The following is a 13,626-nucleotide window of genomic DNA, read 5'->3' on the forward strand; positions in this document are numbered from 1 at the left end:
TAATTTCACAAAAAAATTTAATCAATTTCAATCGTTCTCGTCTGCGTCGATTTCGAAGGTCCAGCAGGATCTGCGTTCTGCTGCAAAGCTTTAGCCACTTTTAACGAGAGATGAATGAATTGCTGAAGCTCCTCAGCCGTCAAGGCATTTTCAATACGCCCAAACATGACATTCATCGTACCCAGCGCCTCTTCGGCAATCAGTTCCCCGTCTTCCGTCAATCGATTAACAATGATTCGCTGATCCTGCTGCGATTTCTCTCTATAGATGTAGCCTTTTCGAACAAGCCGCTTGGCAATACTGGTCGCCGTACTAAGAGGCGCACCCAAGTGATCTGCCATTTGGGACATTGTCAGCTGCCCATGAAATTTCAGCAACAACAATGTGGAGAAATCAGAACTCGTGAGCTGCAGTTCCAGGTAGGTCGTATCAGGAAACATACTAAGTGGACGAAGTCCATTTTTGAAAATAAGCTCAAACAGCTGCTGCATGAACATTCCTTTCTTCTTACCATAAACTACGATATCGTAATTAATTCCTACCGTTAAATTACTACGTAATCGTAGTAATGTCAACTGTTCATGCTGGAATTTCTAAAAAAGCATGTTGACATAGCGTCCTGCCCGTTGGTGTCTTTTCGAATATAGGTTTTATAATAAAGGGAAAAATAGGCGTACTGCTTGCTCGATTATATATGAGTTCTTGATGCACAATTATCGGAAGGAGATTTGAAAAACTCAAAAAAACGCTCAATTCCTGTTTAAGAAATTAAGCGGTTCCAGAATCAAAATCTTCTATTGTCAGCTTTTCTTGATTTCCTAAGATAGTTAATAAACAGTAATAACAATAACTGCACGATCCCAAAAATAATTGCTTCTAGAACAACAAGTACTATTCAATCACAGCTATAGCATCAATCTGAACCATAAAACCCATATTTGATGGTCCTATGGTTCGTGCTGGGTATGGTTTAGAAAAGTAGTCTTTGTAAATCAAATTAAATTCATCGAAGCCTGCTCCTTCTCCAAGGAAGACAGTTACTTTAACAACATCTTTCAACGCAGCGCCCGATTCTTCTAAAATTGCTTTCAGGTTTTCTAATGCCCTTCTCGCTTGTTCATCCAAAGTACTTCCTACTACCCTACCAGTTTCAGGATCAAAAGGTCCTTGTCCAGCTACGTATACCGTATTACCTGCTTTAATTGCCTGAGAATAGGGCATTCCCCCTGGGTTTTGTGCTTTCTCTGTAAAAATAACTTCTTTCATGGTATACCTCCAAACAGTTATGGTTTAGCAGCTTTCCAAATATATTTATACTCTCTAAAACCGATATTTCCATTAATTAAATTTTCTTTGACCTTTTGTTGAAGCTCGTTACTCATTGTTGGAGCAGTATAATCCGGGTTGCCGGGTGTATCCGTTAAAAACTTAGCAAATTCCCTCTCATTGGGAAAATAATAGATGGCGCCCTGAAACTCTTCAATTTCAATATTAATAAATCCATTAACTCTTCCTAGTAAATTCCCCGTGACCGCAGCCTGCATCTAAGACGGAATTAAATGTTGGCAGCATGCTCGTTAATCTCTGTTCAAAAATCTCCTCCGCAGAAATACCTTCAACTGTATAAATGGCAGTACTTTTATACCCACCATTTTTCCTGGCAATCATGTCATACCACTCTATCCCCAAGCTCATACCTCCATCCTCAAGGTCGAATAATACTTCACTAATTCAATAACCATGGCCCCCATCCGTTCGCTTTCAGGTACTATGACTTGGTCCAGTCTTTCTTCTCTCAATGCCTCTTCCGTTACTTTGCCTACCGCTACTGCATGTACTCGTGTATTGAACGATTCACGAACTGTATCTGCGATGCCTTGACGTTTCGCGTATTCAAACAGATATCGCACCTGCACCGCGGTAGTAAAACAAACAGCATCTATCGATTTCGTTGAAAGCTCATGACACAACGTCTCCAAAGTGGATGATTCCGGTTCTACATGCCGATAAGGCAGCAGTTGAATAACATTCGCCCCTCGATTCTCTAAGAATTGGATCAAATTGGGCTGTGGTTCACCATGTAACTGGACAACTACTGTTTTGCCTGCGAAATCGCAAGAGTCCATACTTTGAATTAACCCTTGCGTCGTTCCATCCTCATCGACAACTTCAGGTTTTATACCCAATTTCTTAAGCAAAGCATACGTCTTATATCCGCGTGCCGCTACCTTCGCTTCTTTCATTTTTTGAATCAAGGTTGAATGAATTCCTAACCGTTCTGCAGCACCAAGCAGCGTATCTGTTCCTGTCCCTGTTGTAAGAACAAACCAATCAATCTTATTATTCACGCAAAACAATAATTCTTGTTCTATCGCCGATTCATCAAAATATAAAAGGCCTTGCAAAGGACGAATGACAGGGATACCTCCCTGCTTCTCAATTAATAGGCTCATTTCCTCTGTTTTTCTTGAGCCCGCAATAACGATTTTCTTATTGTTCAACTTTTCCATTTTTCTATGAATCCCCCTCTGAATGCCATCCCTTTAATAGTAATTGTTTTCAAGACATTTTAAAATGACCACGCTTCGCATTATGCAGCGAAGACGTGGTCATTTTTATCCGATCGAATACCGAATATACGCTAGCAAGGCTAATAATCCTGCAGCAATTGAAATCACATAAAAAGATGTAAGCCGAACCCATTTCACCTCTGTTTTTTGGAAATAGGATTGATCGCCTTCACGATTCTTACGAGAAAAACCAATCATAAAGGTAACGACTAAACCAAATAATAATATGATTGAAAATATCCCGAAATAGATATACATATTCATAAAATAACCACCTTTTCATAGTAAAATGGATCCTTCGGTGAAAATTATATAGGAATTCGATTTTAAATTCATCAACCACTTTCGTGCTATTTATACCATCCAATTTATGAAACTAGCTCGTTATTTTCTATTTATGGAGGAACTACTTATGAACCATGATAATATCATTATAGCTTGAATGAACTTGTTCGAAGTTAAATAATCACAAAAAGCCGCTGTCTATAAAAGACTGCGGCTTTTTGTGATTATACTTGCTTTATGACTTCATTCCGCTCACAAGCTCTTCAATCGCCTTGCTCAGTGGTGTAACCGGGCGACCAAGAAGTGTCTGAAGATCATTGCTCTTTAGTTCTAGAACGCCATCTCTAATCGCGCTTTGGATAGCAACAAGAATGGGAACGACTTGCTCAGGAACCCCTGCGCCGACCATGATTTTACCGTAAGTCTCATCGTCAACTTGCTGAATTGGAACCTCACGATCAAGGACCTTAGACAGAACCGCCGCGAGTTCTTCATGTGTGATCAGTGTGCCTGATAGCTCATAAACGGTATTCTCATGTCCGTTACCTGCAAGCACATTTGCAGCCGCTTGTGCATAATCCCCGCGAGCAGCCCACCCTACCTTGCCGGCTCCTGCAGAAGTCACGAGCGGTGCACCCGCCAATACCCCTTGTATCGTTCCAATCTCATTCTCAATGTACCAGTTATTACGCAGGAATGAGTATGGAATTCCCGTTTTGCGAATCGCTTGCTCTGTTGCACGATGCACTGGCACGAGAAAGAGAGAGCTTTCCTCTGCGTTTGTGGCACTAGTATACGCGATGAAACCAACCCCAGCGCGCTCAGCCGCGGATACAGCAGCTAAATGTTGACGAATTCGAGTTTCGTTATCCCCTTGCGTCGAAACGATAAGCAGGCGGTCAACACCAGCGAACGCTTTATCAAGAGATGCTGGATCATCAAAATCACCATGGCGTACTTCAACTCCCCGAGAACTTAATTCGGTTGCTTTCTCCGTATCTCTTACGCTAACAGCCAATCTTTCAGCTGGTACGGATGCAAGTAAAGCCTCCACCACTTTTGATCCTAATTGTCCTGTAGCACCAGTTACTAGAATTTTCATTTGTAAAAACCTCCATCGGATTATTTAATAAAGAGTTAGAATCACTTTAGTTATAACTATTTTAGTTACAACTAATTTATAAAAATTAGCTCATTTAAGAGCTATTTTTATTTAAAATTAGATATCAGCTGTTGCAAGGAAACGTTTGACAATTTTTGTTCCATCGCGTTTTGAGCATCACGCATTTCTGCACGAAGGGCTGATTCAATATTTCTCCCTACCGTACAATTGGGGTTAGGATGGTTGTGGAAATTAAACAATTCCCCATTCTCGATCACTTCCACTGCCCGGTATACATCAAGTAATGTAATTTGATCTGTATCCTTACACAGCGAAGTTCCGCCAACTCCAGCACGTACTTCAACGAGTCCTGCCTTCTTCAGCATCCCAATAATTTTGCGAATGATGACAGGATTCGTATTCACGCTGCTAGCTATGAAATCACCTGTACATTCCGTCGGAATTGTCGCTATTAACGACAGGATATGAACAGCTATCGAAAAGCGACTGCTAATCTGTTTCATTCATCATCACCTACTCGTTGTAACCAGTATAGTTCTAACCAGTTTCAAAGTCAAGGTTGCTGTTATTTCAATTAAATCGTTTTGTTCGTTCTATGTTCCAAAATAAGTTCTTTGATTTCCAGTGGATTCTCAATTTGAAAAACAACTTTTCCAAACTGATGATTATTTAATTCAAGGATGACGACATCCTTATGATTCTCATAGGAAATGAAACACCATTTATCTCCGATCAGAAAACGTCCTTCTCTAATATCAGCGATTGACGTACCTACTCTAAATTGAAACATGGATAATTTAAAGTCATCTATCGAAACATCCATTATATCCGAATACGGAATTTCAACACGTTGTTTCAGAGCAGCAGCACTTGTCAATCCCGAGAGATGAAGAATAAGTGCATCATTTGCAAATTCAATTGTTCTAGCCATTTATATTACCTCCGCTTTATATCATTTGGATTTTCTTGTGGAAACACCTATAGTACGACTGAGTATGAAAAATCGTTCACTTATTTTATAATTAATTTAAATAAAAACGAGCTGCCCCTAGGGTCATTGACCTTAAGGCACAGCCCAAAATTTAATGTTCAATGCATTTATACTCATTTATCTTTGAATCCTTCATGAGATCTTTCTTCCAAAAATTGATGACATTCTGGTCCGCTAATTCCATGGAATAGCTTAATCAGTAGAAAAAGAACTCCTTTCGGAGTTCTTCTTGACGGTGAATTGATTGATGGTACTTATGCCTTGATCCTTACTTGGCTTGGTCTATACCTCATCCATTATTGCAGTACAAGTACTACACTAAGTGTTTGCGGCACATCTCCTCGCTTCTATACGGATTCAAAAACAACTTCCCTGGTATTTATCTCGTTGAATGTACAACGGAACCACACCTCTCTTGTTTCACCGTCATAAGTATTATGGTTGATCTGGAATCAAATTATACACATTCATTTTATAAAAGAGTTTACGCCCCGCTGTTAATTCTTCATTATTGTATGTAGTTCTCTAGGTGCTACATCCTATGTTGCAGCAGTAAGGTCCAATCTCCAGTCGTTGCATCTTATAAAGCTCCCGGGAGGGTACTCGAAACTGCACTCGGCGTTGAACGTGAAGTCTAGTTTCCGGCAAATGGCATTAGATGCGGGATTGTCGACCGACGGGAACGCGTGAATGTACCTGTGCTTCTGTTCCGCTCTAGCACTGGCAACAGCCGCCGCAGTTGCCGCGCTTGCTATACCTCTGCCTTGGTAAGTCGGCAGAACACCCCAACCGATTTCATACACGGTCTCTTCCTGCCATACACGTTCCCAGTACCCGATGTTGCCGACCTTTTCTAATTCCGGAAGCAGGACGATGCTGAACATCCGGCCATTCCCCTTTCCTCCAATCTCGACGTAACGTTTGTGGCGCGCCAGAATTTGTTCCTCCGTCTCCGGACCACCCAAGTGCTCCAACATCTCAGGTGCATTCATGCGATACAGCAGTGCAAGATCCGACTCTGCCCATGGCTCGATCCGCACCTGTGAATCGTTCGTTTGATTTAGCATCATTCTCACTCCTAGTAAGGAAATCATGTCATAATTAGTTCTCTTTCATTGTACCAGAAATTGAAAAAAGCCATAGTCCTCTAATGGAGGCCCTACAGCTATCGGACTAAACCATTTACGTATTCACAACATCAGCAGCACGATTCACTGTTTTCACAGCTGATGTGTTTAATTTATTTGCCCAGATGCAGTAGCCCATCCCCACATAAGTTAATCCCCAGAAGAACGCAAACCATTTATTATCTGCCACTGGAATGACCATGGAGAGAATCATAAGCAAGAATAATCCGGGAACCCAGCGCGGAAACACTTTAGCTCGGAAAGTCAAGATCACGAATAACAAGGTGCCGCCCATGAAACCAAACATGCCAAACATTCTAGAGATATTAACTAATGTACTCTCTGGCATGACCGCTTCCGCCCCGCCTGCTGTAAATTGGGACCACAGCATCGCAGTCGTTAAAATGTTCCCCACAATGATAAACAGTGTCGTAATGAATCCGGTGACTCCCGTTTCACGCGATTGTACCATATAGGTGACGATCGTCCCGACTGACATTAAAATACAAGCAATCAAGCCCGTTGTCAGCTCTTGCGTGCTGTCTGTCCCCCAAATAATTGAAGCTGGTGTCATTCCCATTCGTGTAATCCCCGCTAGGATACAGATCATGCCTAACCATTTGATGATTTGCTTCTCATTCATTTTACCTCATCCTCCAAAATCAAATATGTGCTGCTCTGCTATTTAGATTACACGGTGGGAAATCACAGAAAACAGAGCAGAGACTCCCGACTTTTCGGGAACTTTTAGATTTTTTTAAGGAATACACAGGAAAGTCAATGGGAAATTATCCAATAACCATTTTCATGAAGCCAGGGATCAAGCTATAATTAGTTGAATAAGGAATCAAATAGGAAGGCGATTGGGGAATGTCGATGGAGATTGTCAAAGGTAGTAATCCCGAAGTGCGAAGAGTACGAAAGCCAGCTTGGAGAATGCTGATCTTGCAGCTGTTTGTGCTTGTTTTCAGCTTGATAACAGCCGCGATGTATATAGGCAGCATTCCGAAGTATTATACGGCTTTGGTACAAACATGTATTGTCCAAGGGTGCGGCATACTAGTCCCTGCCATGCCTTTGCCCGAACAGGGACTAAGCTTAGAAAGTTATGCTCTTTTGTTTGTGCTCATTGACTGCATCTTTACGTTTGTATTTTACGCCACTTCCGCTATTGTACTGTGGAAAGGTTTTCGAGAACCGATGGGACTGCTTGCAGCTCTAGCTATGGTTTCTTTTGGCACGTCATTTCCCTCGTTAGTCATGGTTGCTTCTGAAGGTTCTACAATCGTCCACAGCTGGTTTATGTTTGTAGCGATGTTTGGCTGGATTTCTTTGTCCTTATTTTTCTTTCTTTTTCCTGACGGATTGTTCGTGCCGAGATGGACTCGCGCTGTCTTTGTTCTGATTGTATGCGTTGATGTAGTAAATTTCTTTTTCGAAGGAAACGTATGGAATTCCTATGATGTTCCCGCATTCCTCCAACTATTCTGGTATGGGGGATCAACGCTCATACTAATCTATTCACAAGTTCACCGTTTCCGCAAAGTGTCCTCGCCAGCCCAGCGGCAGCAAACCAAATGGGTGGTGTTTGGGGTTTCGATCGGAATCGTCGGCTTCGTTGGGATTAGCGCTTTATTTGACCCCAGTCTCAACGACGGTACAGCTATGACTTACGTTTATTTGAACGGCATTCTAAACCTCTCCTTAACTGCAATTCCCATTACGCTGATGTTTGCGATTTTGCGGCAGAGGTTGTGGAACATCGACCCACTCGTCAATCGGACGCTTGTCTATGCAGCCCTATCCATCTGCGTTGTGCTGCTGTACACACTGGCTATTCTCTATTTAAGCCGTTTATTTCAAACCCGGGATAACTATATCGTATCCCTTTTGGCCACAGCTGTAGTTGCAGTAGCGTTCGCTCCATTAAAAGAATGGCTGCAGCGCCAAATAAACCGGCTTATGAAAGGTCGACATGATGACCCGTATGCGGTTCTTTTAGAGCTCGGCAATCAATTCATTCAACCGCTAGCCCCAGAAGACATGCTTGATGCCGTCGTTAAAACTGTGAAAGATGCTTTACGCCTCCCTTATACCGGTATCTCTATTGGTGTTGGTGGTCAGGACACTTTAGTTGCTTCTGCCGGTGAGCCTCTTAATGACCTTCATGCAATGCCTATTATTCATAGGGGGGAAGAGCTTGGCATGCTCCATATTGCAAGTAGATCGCCTGGAGAAACATTCACCTTAGAAGATAGTAAGTTTCTAGATGTCCTACTACGGCAAGCTGGACCGATCGTTGAAAATGTAAACATGACGCTGGGCATGAAGCTGCTGGCTCAAGACTTGCAGGAGTCGCGGGAGAAGCTGGTATTAGCCCGGGAAGAAGAACGCCGGCAAATTCGCAAGAATTTACACGACGATCTGGCGCCCAGACTAGCCGCGCTTGCTCTAAACGCAGCGACGGCTCAGAAATACGTCGTCAAACAGCCCGATACCGCCATCGAGATGCTGGCGGATTTGCGGCAAGTCATTCGATCCACGGTGGATGAAATCCGCACCTTGGTCCATGACTTGCGCCCGCCTACGCTGGATGAGCTGGGGCTGATTGGGGCGATCCAAGAGCGGATCGCCCTGCTGTCCAAGCCTGCGATGCTGCTTGCGGATGAAGCGGGAGCAGCTCCACTGAACGTGGAGCTGCTTGCGCCACAGCCCTTGCCCTCTCTGCCTGCAGCGGTGGAGGTGGCCGTGTATAGAATCGTTACCGAGTCACTTGTTAACGTCATTAAACATGCCAAAGCTACCTCCTGTGCCATCCGGTTGGACGTCTCCTCTTCCCACCAGCTGCGAGTAGAAATCACGGATAATGGCACAGCTCTCCCCTCTCGGCCAGGGATTTCGGGCAGTAAAGGCGGCATTGGCCTTGTCTCCATTCGGGAAAGGGCTGCTGAATTGGGTGGACACTGCACAATAGAGAGGCTTGAAAACGGGGGCACAAGAGTTTTGGCTGTACTGCCGCTGTAAGAGATGGTGTCGAGAGATTTAAAACTTGAAGGAGATTGATGATTAAACATGAAGATCATAATCGCGGATGACCATCCGATATTTCGCAGCGGGGTCAGAAATTTGCTTAGAACGACAGAAGATTTGGAAGTTGTTGGAGAAGCTTCCTCTGGAGATGAAGCTTTGAAGCTGGCGGAACAATACCAGCCAGATTTGATTTTAATGGATATTCGCATGCCAGGACTGAATGGGATCGAGGCTACGCGGTTGATTAAAGAGAAATATCCAAATATCGAGGTGTTAATCCTTACCATGTTCCGCGACGATCAGTCAGTCTTTACCGCTATGCGTGTCGGGGCCAAGGGCTACGTGCTGAAGGACGCCGACGAAGTTGAGCTGATGCAGTCGATCCGCATGGTGGGCAGTGGCGGAGCTGTATTTAGCTCGGATATCGCGGCACGGATGATGCATTACTTTTCGGCGCCGAAGCTGGTGAACACCGTGGAACACCCTGCTTTGGCCGAGCTGTCCAAGCGAGAGATGGAGATATTGGAGCGTATCGCTGAAGGGGACACCAACGCTCAAATCGCTACACGGTTGCATATCAGTTACAAGACTGTAGCCAATAACGTGTCTACGATATTGAATAAACTTCAAGTCGTAGATCGGAACGAAGCTAAGCGGCTTTTGAAGGAATCACGAGAGGGTTGAAATTCAAACCAGCTACTCAACCACACCTGAGCGAACCATGATTGCCTTGATGTCCACTTGAACCTTGGCTTTGGGATACATTTCCCTCCACTTCTCATCCGTCAAATTGGAGTGTCGCACCTTTGAGTGAAAAATTTCACCAAACCCAACCGGATCCGAATTAACCGCTTGGGTTTTGGTAATGAGATGTTGCGCACGCCGAACTAATTCCTTAGCAATCTCCTTTTCGAGGGCATGAACGACCTTTGGTTCTCCTAAATTCATCTCGTTTGAAATCTCTTGAACTCTGGCAAGCATAGATATATGGACAGAATATGACGGAATAGCGGGGTCTATTAGCTTAATTTTACTGGAACTTGTGATGTTCTCTATCACGACATTAATTTTATCTGTCGGAATACCAGACTTAATTAGTTTGAAAGGTTCAGCGTCCAAGGTTAATTCCAACGCACCGGCTCTGTAACGATCTCGAATAAGTTTAAGCACAAAAGCCTCGTCCACCCTAAGCCCTCCTACCATCTTATCATTATGAAACATCGCCGTATTATGCATTGAAATTTCGTCGCCAGAACGCTCAACAATTGGGAGAACCGGGTCTTTTCCTACTGCATATACATCATGAATAAATTCATGCAGTGTGCATGAGAGGATTTGTTCTCCTAGAATATTTTGACGAATCATTTTATATAGATAGGTTCCGATATTGCTTATTTCCGGAAATCGATGCGTGATGATATTCTCCGTGCTCCCTTTACTAATGGTCAAAAACATGGTGTCCGAAATGGAAGGGTCTCTTGATAGTGTATCGGTAAGGGATAAGATCCCACTCCGGGCTAACTTCTCATTATACATGGCAATTCGGAGCTGTCCACCAACGACGCGCTTTGATACTTCACGGTTTTGAGCATTTCGAATCCCTTTGCTTGTGTTACCGGTTGTAACGACGACTTGAACCTTTTCTTTCGCTTCCGGATCTATTTGGTGGAGCAGCGCTGTTCCCTTGATGCGGTCATTCTCTTGAGGATCATAACCAACAATGACGATGAGTCCTAATTCTTCTAAAATCTTCTTTTGCACACAGCCAGTAGGAAAAAGTAGTACGATAACCGATAGAACTAGCAGGGATTTTCTCATTAGATCCCCTCTCTTTTCTTGTGAAAATGTTTTTTTAATAAAACCGCCGCGTAAAGTACCCAAGGATAACCAAATACAATGATCATGGCCGCTTTCGAAAAGATGTTATTTAAAGAATTAATCTGTAATCGTGTTTTAAAAAAGATCGATACAACAACCAGTATAAGAGCAAAGATATAAAGGGCATATTTTTGCTTCCAGCCAAATATTCGTTTAATTCCTTTGGACGCTGCCCACATGTACATCATTAAGTTTGGAAGGACGACCAACATCCATATACTGATAGCCACATATTCAAAGCGTTCCAGAAATGGAAACACGACAATCTTAAAAAGACTAAATGTAGCCCAAACGGTCTTCGATAATTGACCAGGACTAAAGTAAACAATCGTGACCAACATAACTGCTACATAGATGACAGTGGTCGCAAAAAGTCCCAAATGGACGAACAAGGGAGCTCGGTGTTTGTTACGAATAAAAGGATACACAAACATCAGAATTTCGAAGCCAACGATGGTCAATGACATTTTAACCATGCCTTGAGCTAGCTCAGAAATGCTTGCTTCCATGATCGGTGTAAGATGTGTCCATTCTGCATATCGAATAGGAAAGTACATAAATACAATCAACCAAATTGTTAAAATTACAGATATAAAGGCGATCCCAACAACAATCCGAATACCGCCAAGAACGCCATAGGTAATTAACATAGCCAAAAAAGCACTCAGCAGCCATGTTGGCAGGTCCGGGAATATCCAGGTCTGGACCATTTCCACATAATTGCGGGATATCACGATGACTGCAGTAAGCATATACAGCATAATTAAAGCGTTCATTATTCCCCCGAAATATCGACCATAAAGGTCCTTGTGAACTTCATAGAGGTCCATGTTCGGATTCAGCTTAAGTGTTCGCAGCATGACCCAAACTGTTAGATGAGACCATGCCCCAGCCATAAAGACGGATATCCAGGCATCATGCCCCGCCGATTGGAAAATGATACGTTGAAATCCAGATAAACCAGTTCCTACCTGATTGGCATTAATAACAAAGAATAAGAGAAATGAACTGAACATCAATCTCTTTGGAGGACTGCCAGTCTTCACCATAACTCCTCCTCCTTGTCCATTATTCATCAATATCTCCATGGCCAGACACCGTCTCTTGTTCCTCAAACCTGTAGGTGTCATCACCATGGATATACATCGAGCGTTTGCGCAAAAAAGTGAAAGGTAATCTCAAAATGCTGTCTTTCAAGTCCCCTTTTCGAAATGGATAGAGCGGGTACAAATAAGGTTGTCCCAGACTTGTTAAACGAAGAAGATGAATGATCAAAAAACAAATTCCAATCATGATACCAATTCCTCCATAAAAGCCCGCGAGTATAATGATTGGATACCGGATGATACGAATCGTAATGCCCATTAGATAAATCGGAGTTATAAACGATGCCAATGTTCCGAGCGCTACGATAATGATGAGAATATTACTAGTAAATCCTGCCTGCACGGCTGCCTGTCCGATGACGATACCACCTACGATTCCGATTGTTTGACCAATCTTGGTCGGAAGTCTTGCGCCTGCTTCACGCAGCAGCTCGATCGTAATTTCCAGAAACAAGGCTTCCATTAAGGGGGGAAATGGTACCCGTGTTCGAGATTCAGCCAGCGGCACGACCATGGCAGAAGGAATGATTTCATAATGATACGTTAATGCAGCTACATAGATGGGTGTGAATAGTAAGGATAAAACCATGGCTCCAACCCGCAAAAGCCGGAAAAAGGTAGCCATATTCCACCGAACTTGATGGTCTTCCGGGGAGGCGAAGAAATCCATCATCGTCGAAGGACATACAATGGCAAACGGACTTCCGGAAACAAACAGCGCAATTTTCCCCTCTGATAGGGAATAAGCTGTACGATCTATACGTTCGGTCATTACAAACTGCGGGAAGATCGTAAATTTATTATCCTCTATTAACTGTACTAGTTGTGCACTAGATACCACACCATCTATCTCAAGACTATTGATCTTATCGCGTACTCGTTTAACGAGCTCATTGTCAGTAAGATTTTTGATATAAAACATCGCCAATTGTGTCTTGATATCCACCCCAACTTCCAAGTTCTCCTGACATAAGTTTGGACTCGGCAGATACATTTGGAGCAAGGCAATGTTAGACCTTAATATTTCGTTGAAGGCGATCTGGGGGCCAAATACTTGGCTTTCAATATCAGCTTTTGAAAAGTTCAGATTAGCAGGTTTGTACATATTCAGCAAAAGATTAAAACGGGAATCATCGGAGTGAAGAAACACCCATCCGAACAATAATTTTTCCACAACAGCCTGAGTATCTTTAACCTCAATAATCCCTGCAACGGGAAATCGTTCTGTTTCACTTAATGAAGGTACATCGACTAAATTTAATAAAGGTTGAATAATATCCCTTTGAAGCAAATCCTGATCAACTAGTGTTTCTATGTAGTAGATGGCAGCCGTTTGCTGTCCAAGCATGACATATTTGGCAATTAGATTTGGATTATCATTGAGAGCCTCTTGAAGCAGCTGTTCCAACTCAATAATATCGGCAGGTAAGTAGTTATCCATGTTCTGCACGTTAAACAATCCCTCGTTTCACAATGCCATATCGCATAGTATGTCAAAAAGTCAGGAAAACAATCC

16 protein-coding genes are annotated in these 13,626 nt (G+C 43.0%); 2 read left to right on the forward strand and 14 right to left on the reverse strand.

Going from position 1 to position 13,626, the window contains the following annotated elements; all coding sequences use genetic code 11:
- Window positions 1-17 precede the first annotated feature (17 nt).
- The 11 genes from AC58U0_RS24020 to AC58U0_RS24070 all read right to left on the reverse strand — a co-directional run bounded on the left by AC58U0_RS24020 (window position 18) and on the right by AC58U0_RS24070 (window position 6,739).
- Window positions 18-575 (reverse strand): MarR family winged helix-turn-helix transcriptional regulator, encoded by a 558-nt coding sequence (locus AC58U0_RS24020; protein ID WP_497381465.1) that lies wholly within the window; start codon window positions 573-575, stop codon window positions 18-20.
- Window positions 576-891: 316 nt separating this feature from the next.
- Entirely contained in the window at window positions 892-1,266 is a 375-nt protein-coding gene (locus tag AC58U0_RS24025) for a Rid family detoxifying hydrolase (protein WP_057301409.1), read from the reverse strand.
- 17 nt (window positions 1,267-1,283) lie between these two features.
- On the reverse strand, window positions 1,284-1,544 hold the full coding sequence (locus AC58U0_RS24030; protein WP_497381466.1) for a hypothetical protein: 261 nt from the start codon (window positions 1,542-1,544) through the stop codon (window positions 1,284-1,286).
- The gene (locus tag AC58U0_RS24035; RefSeq protein ID WP_497381467.1) at window positions 1,504-1,689 is read right to left on the reverse strand and encodes a hypothetical protein; all 186 of its coding nucleotides are present in this window, start codon (window positions 1,687-1,689) and stop codon (window positions 1,504-1,506) included. The genes AC58U0_RS24030 and AC58U0_RS24035 overlap by 41 nt, the downstream gene beginning before the upstream one ends.
- 2 nt (window positions 1,690-1,691) lie before the next feature.
- Window positions 1,692-2,510 carry a uroporphyrinogen-III synthase gene (locus AC58U0_RS24040; protein WP_497381468.1) on the reverse strand — a complete coding sequence of 273 codons (819 nt, stop codon included), beginning with the start codon at window positions 2,508-2,510 and terminating at the stop codon, window positions 1,692-1,694.
- 105 nt (window positions 2,511-2,615) lie between these two features.
- Entirely contained in the window at window positions 2,616-2,834 is a 219-nt protein-coding gene (locus AC58U0_RS24045) for a hypothetical protein (RefSeq protein ID WP_057301411.1), read from the reverse strand.
- 256 nt (window positions 2,835-3,090) lie between these two features.
- A complete protein-coding gene (locus tag AC58U0_RS24050) occupies window positions 3,091-3,957 on the reverse strand; it encodes an SDR family oxidoreductase (protein WP_497381469.1) in 867 nt (288 codons plus the stop codon).
- A 107-nt stretch (window positions 3,958-4,064) separates the two neighbouring features.
- Window positions 4,065-4,481 (reverse strand): Rrf2 family transcriptional regulator, encoded by a 417-nt coding sequence (locus AC58U0_RS24055; protein ID WP_497381470.1) that lies wholly within the window; start codon window positions 4,479-4,481, stop codon window positions 4,065-4,067.
- Window positions 4,482-4,552: 71 nt separating this feature from the next.
- Entirely contained in the window at window positions 4,553-4,909 is a 357-nt protein-coding gene (locus tag AC58U0_RS24060; RefSeq protein ID WP_497381471.1) for a hypothetical protein, read from the reverse strand.
- 599 nt (window positions 4,910-5,508) lie between these two features.
- Window positions 5,509-6,036 carry a GNAT family N-acetyltransferase gene (locus AC58U0_RS24065; protein WP_497381472.1) on the reverse strand — a complete coding sequence of 176 codons (528 nt, stop codon included), beginning with the start codon at window positions 6,034-6,036 and terminating at the stop codon, window positions 5,509-5,511.
- Between the two features lie 115 nt (window positions 6,037-6,151).
- Window positions 6,152-6,739, reverse strand: coding sequence for a hypothetical protein (locus tag AC58U0_RS24070; RefSeq protein WP_497381473.1), 588 nt, complete (start codon window positions 6,737-6,739; stop codon window positions 6,152-6,154).
- A gap of 227 nt (window positions 6,740-6,966) precedes the next feature.
- Between AC58U0_RS24070 and AC58U0_RS24075 the strand changes: the two genes are divergently transcribed.
- The gene (locus AC58U0_RS24075) at window positions 6,967-9,120 is read left to right on the forward strand and encodes a GAF domain-containing sensor histidine kinase (RefSeq protein WP_497381474.1); all 2,154 of its coding nucleotides are present in this window, start codon (window positions 6,967-6,969) and stop codon (window positions 9,118-9,120) included.
- Between the two features lie 48 nt (window positions 9,121-9,168).
- Window positions 9,169-9,810, forward strand: coding sequence for a response regulator transcription factor (locus AC58U0_RS24080; protein ID WP_497381475.1), 642 nt, complete (start codon window positions 9,169-9,171; stop codon window positions 9,808-9,810).
- A gap of 12 nt (window positions 9,811-9,822) precedes the next feature.
- Here AC58U0_RS24080 and AC58U0_RS24085 read toward each other — a convergent pair whose 3' ends face one another.
- Genes AC58U0_RS24085 through AC58U0_RS24095 form a run of 3 tightly spaced genes read right to left on the reverse strand, consistent with a single transcriptional unit; the run spans window position 9,823 to window position 13,551 of the window.
- Window positions 9,823-10,944: a Ger(x)C family spore germination protein gene (locus AC58U0_RS24085; RefSeq protein ID WP_497381476.1), complete on the reverse strand. Its 1,122-nt coding sequence runs from the start codon at window positions 10,942-10,944 to the stop codon at window positions 9,823-9,825.
- Window positions 10,944-12,053, reverse strand: coding sequence for a GerAB/ArcD/ProY family transporter (locus AC58U0_RS24090; protein ID WP_497381477.1), 1,110 nt, complete (start codon window positions 12,051-12,053; stop codon window positions 10,944-10,946). Before AC58U0_RS24090 ends, AC58U0_RS24085 begins: the two co-directional genes overlap by 1 nt.
- Before the next feature lie 19 nt (window positions 12,054-12,072).
- Entirely contained in the window at window positions 12,073-13,551 is a 1,479-nt protein-coding gene (locus AC58U0_RS24095) for a spore germination protein (protein ID WP_497381514.1), read from the reverse strand.
- Window positions 13,552-13,626 lie beyond the last annotated feature (75 nt).

The organism is Paenibacillus sp. J31P190, assembly GCF_059692075.1.

Coding starts and splice junctions, on each gene's coding strand:
- AC58U0_RS24030 (WP_497381466.1), bottom strand. CDS start 1,544: ATGCAGGCTGCGGTCACGGGGAATTTACTAGGAAGAGTTAATGGATTT.
- AC58U0_RS24075 (WP_497381474.1), top strand. CDS start 6,967: ATGTCGATGGAGATTGTCAAAGGTAGTAATCCCGAAGTGCGAAGAGTA.
- AC58U0_RS24045 (WP_057301411.1), bottom strand. CDS start 2,834: ATGAATATGTATATCTATTTCGGGATATTTTCAATCATATTATTATTT.
- AC58U0_RS24085 (WP_497381476.1), bottom strand. CDS start 10,944: ATGAGAAAATCCCTGCTAGTTCTATCGGTTATCGTACTACTTTTTCCT.
- AC58U0_RS24055 (WP_497381470.1), bottom strand. CDS start 4,481: ATGAAACAGATTAGCAGTCGCTTTTCGATAGCTGTTCATATCCTGTCG.
- AC58U0_RS24070 (WP_497381473.1), bottom strand. CDS start 6,739: ATGAATGAGAAGCAAATCATCAAATGGTTAGGCATGATCTGTATCCTA.
- AC58U0_RS24065 (WP_497381472.1), bottom strand. CDS start 6,036: ATGCTAAATCAAACGAACGATTCACAGGTGCGGATCGAGCCATGGGCA.
- AC58U0_RS24025 (WP_057301409.1), bottom strand. CDS start 1,266: ATGAAAGAAGTTATTTTTACAGAGAAAGCACAAAACCCAGGGGGAATG.
- AC58U0_RS24040 (WP_497381468.1), bottom strand. CDS start 2,510: ATGGAAAAGTTGAACAATAAGAAAATCGTTATTGCGGGCTCAAGAAAA.
- AC58U0_RS24050 (WP_497381469.1), bottom strand. CDS start 3,957: ATGAAAATTCTAGTAACTGGTGCTACAGGACAATTAGGATCAAAAGTG.
- AC58U0_RS24080 (WP_497381475.1), top strand. CDS start 9,169: ATGAAGATCATAATCGCGGATGACCATCCGATATTTCGCAGCGGGGTC.
- AC58U0_RS24095 (WP_497381514.1), bottom strand. CDS start 13,551: ATGGATAACTACTTACCTGCCGATATTATTGAGTTGGAACAGCTGCTT.
- AC58U0_RS24060 (WP_497381471.1), bottom strand. CDS start 4,909: ATGGCTAGAACAATTGAATTTGCAAATGATGCACTTATTCTTCATCTC.
- AC58U0_RS24090 (WP_497381477.1), bottom strand. CDS start 12,053: ATGGTGAAGACTGGCAGTCCTCCAAAGAGATTGATGTTCAGTTCATTT.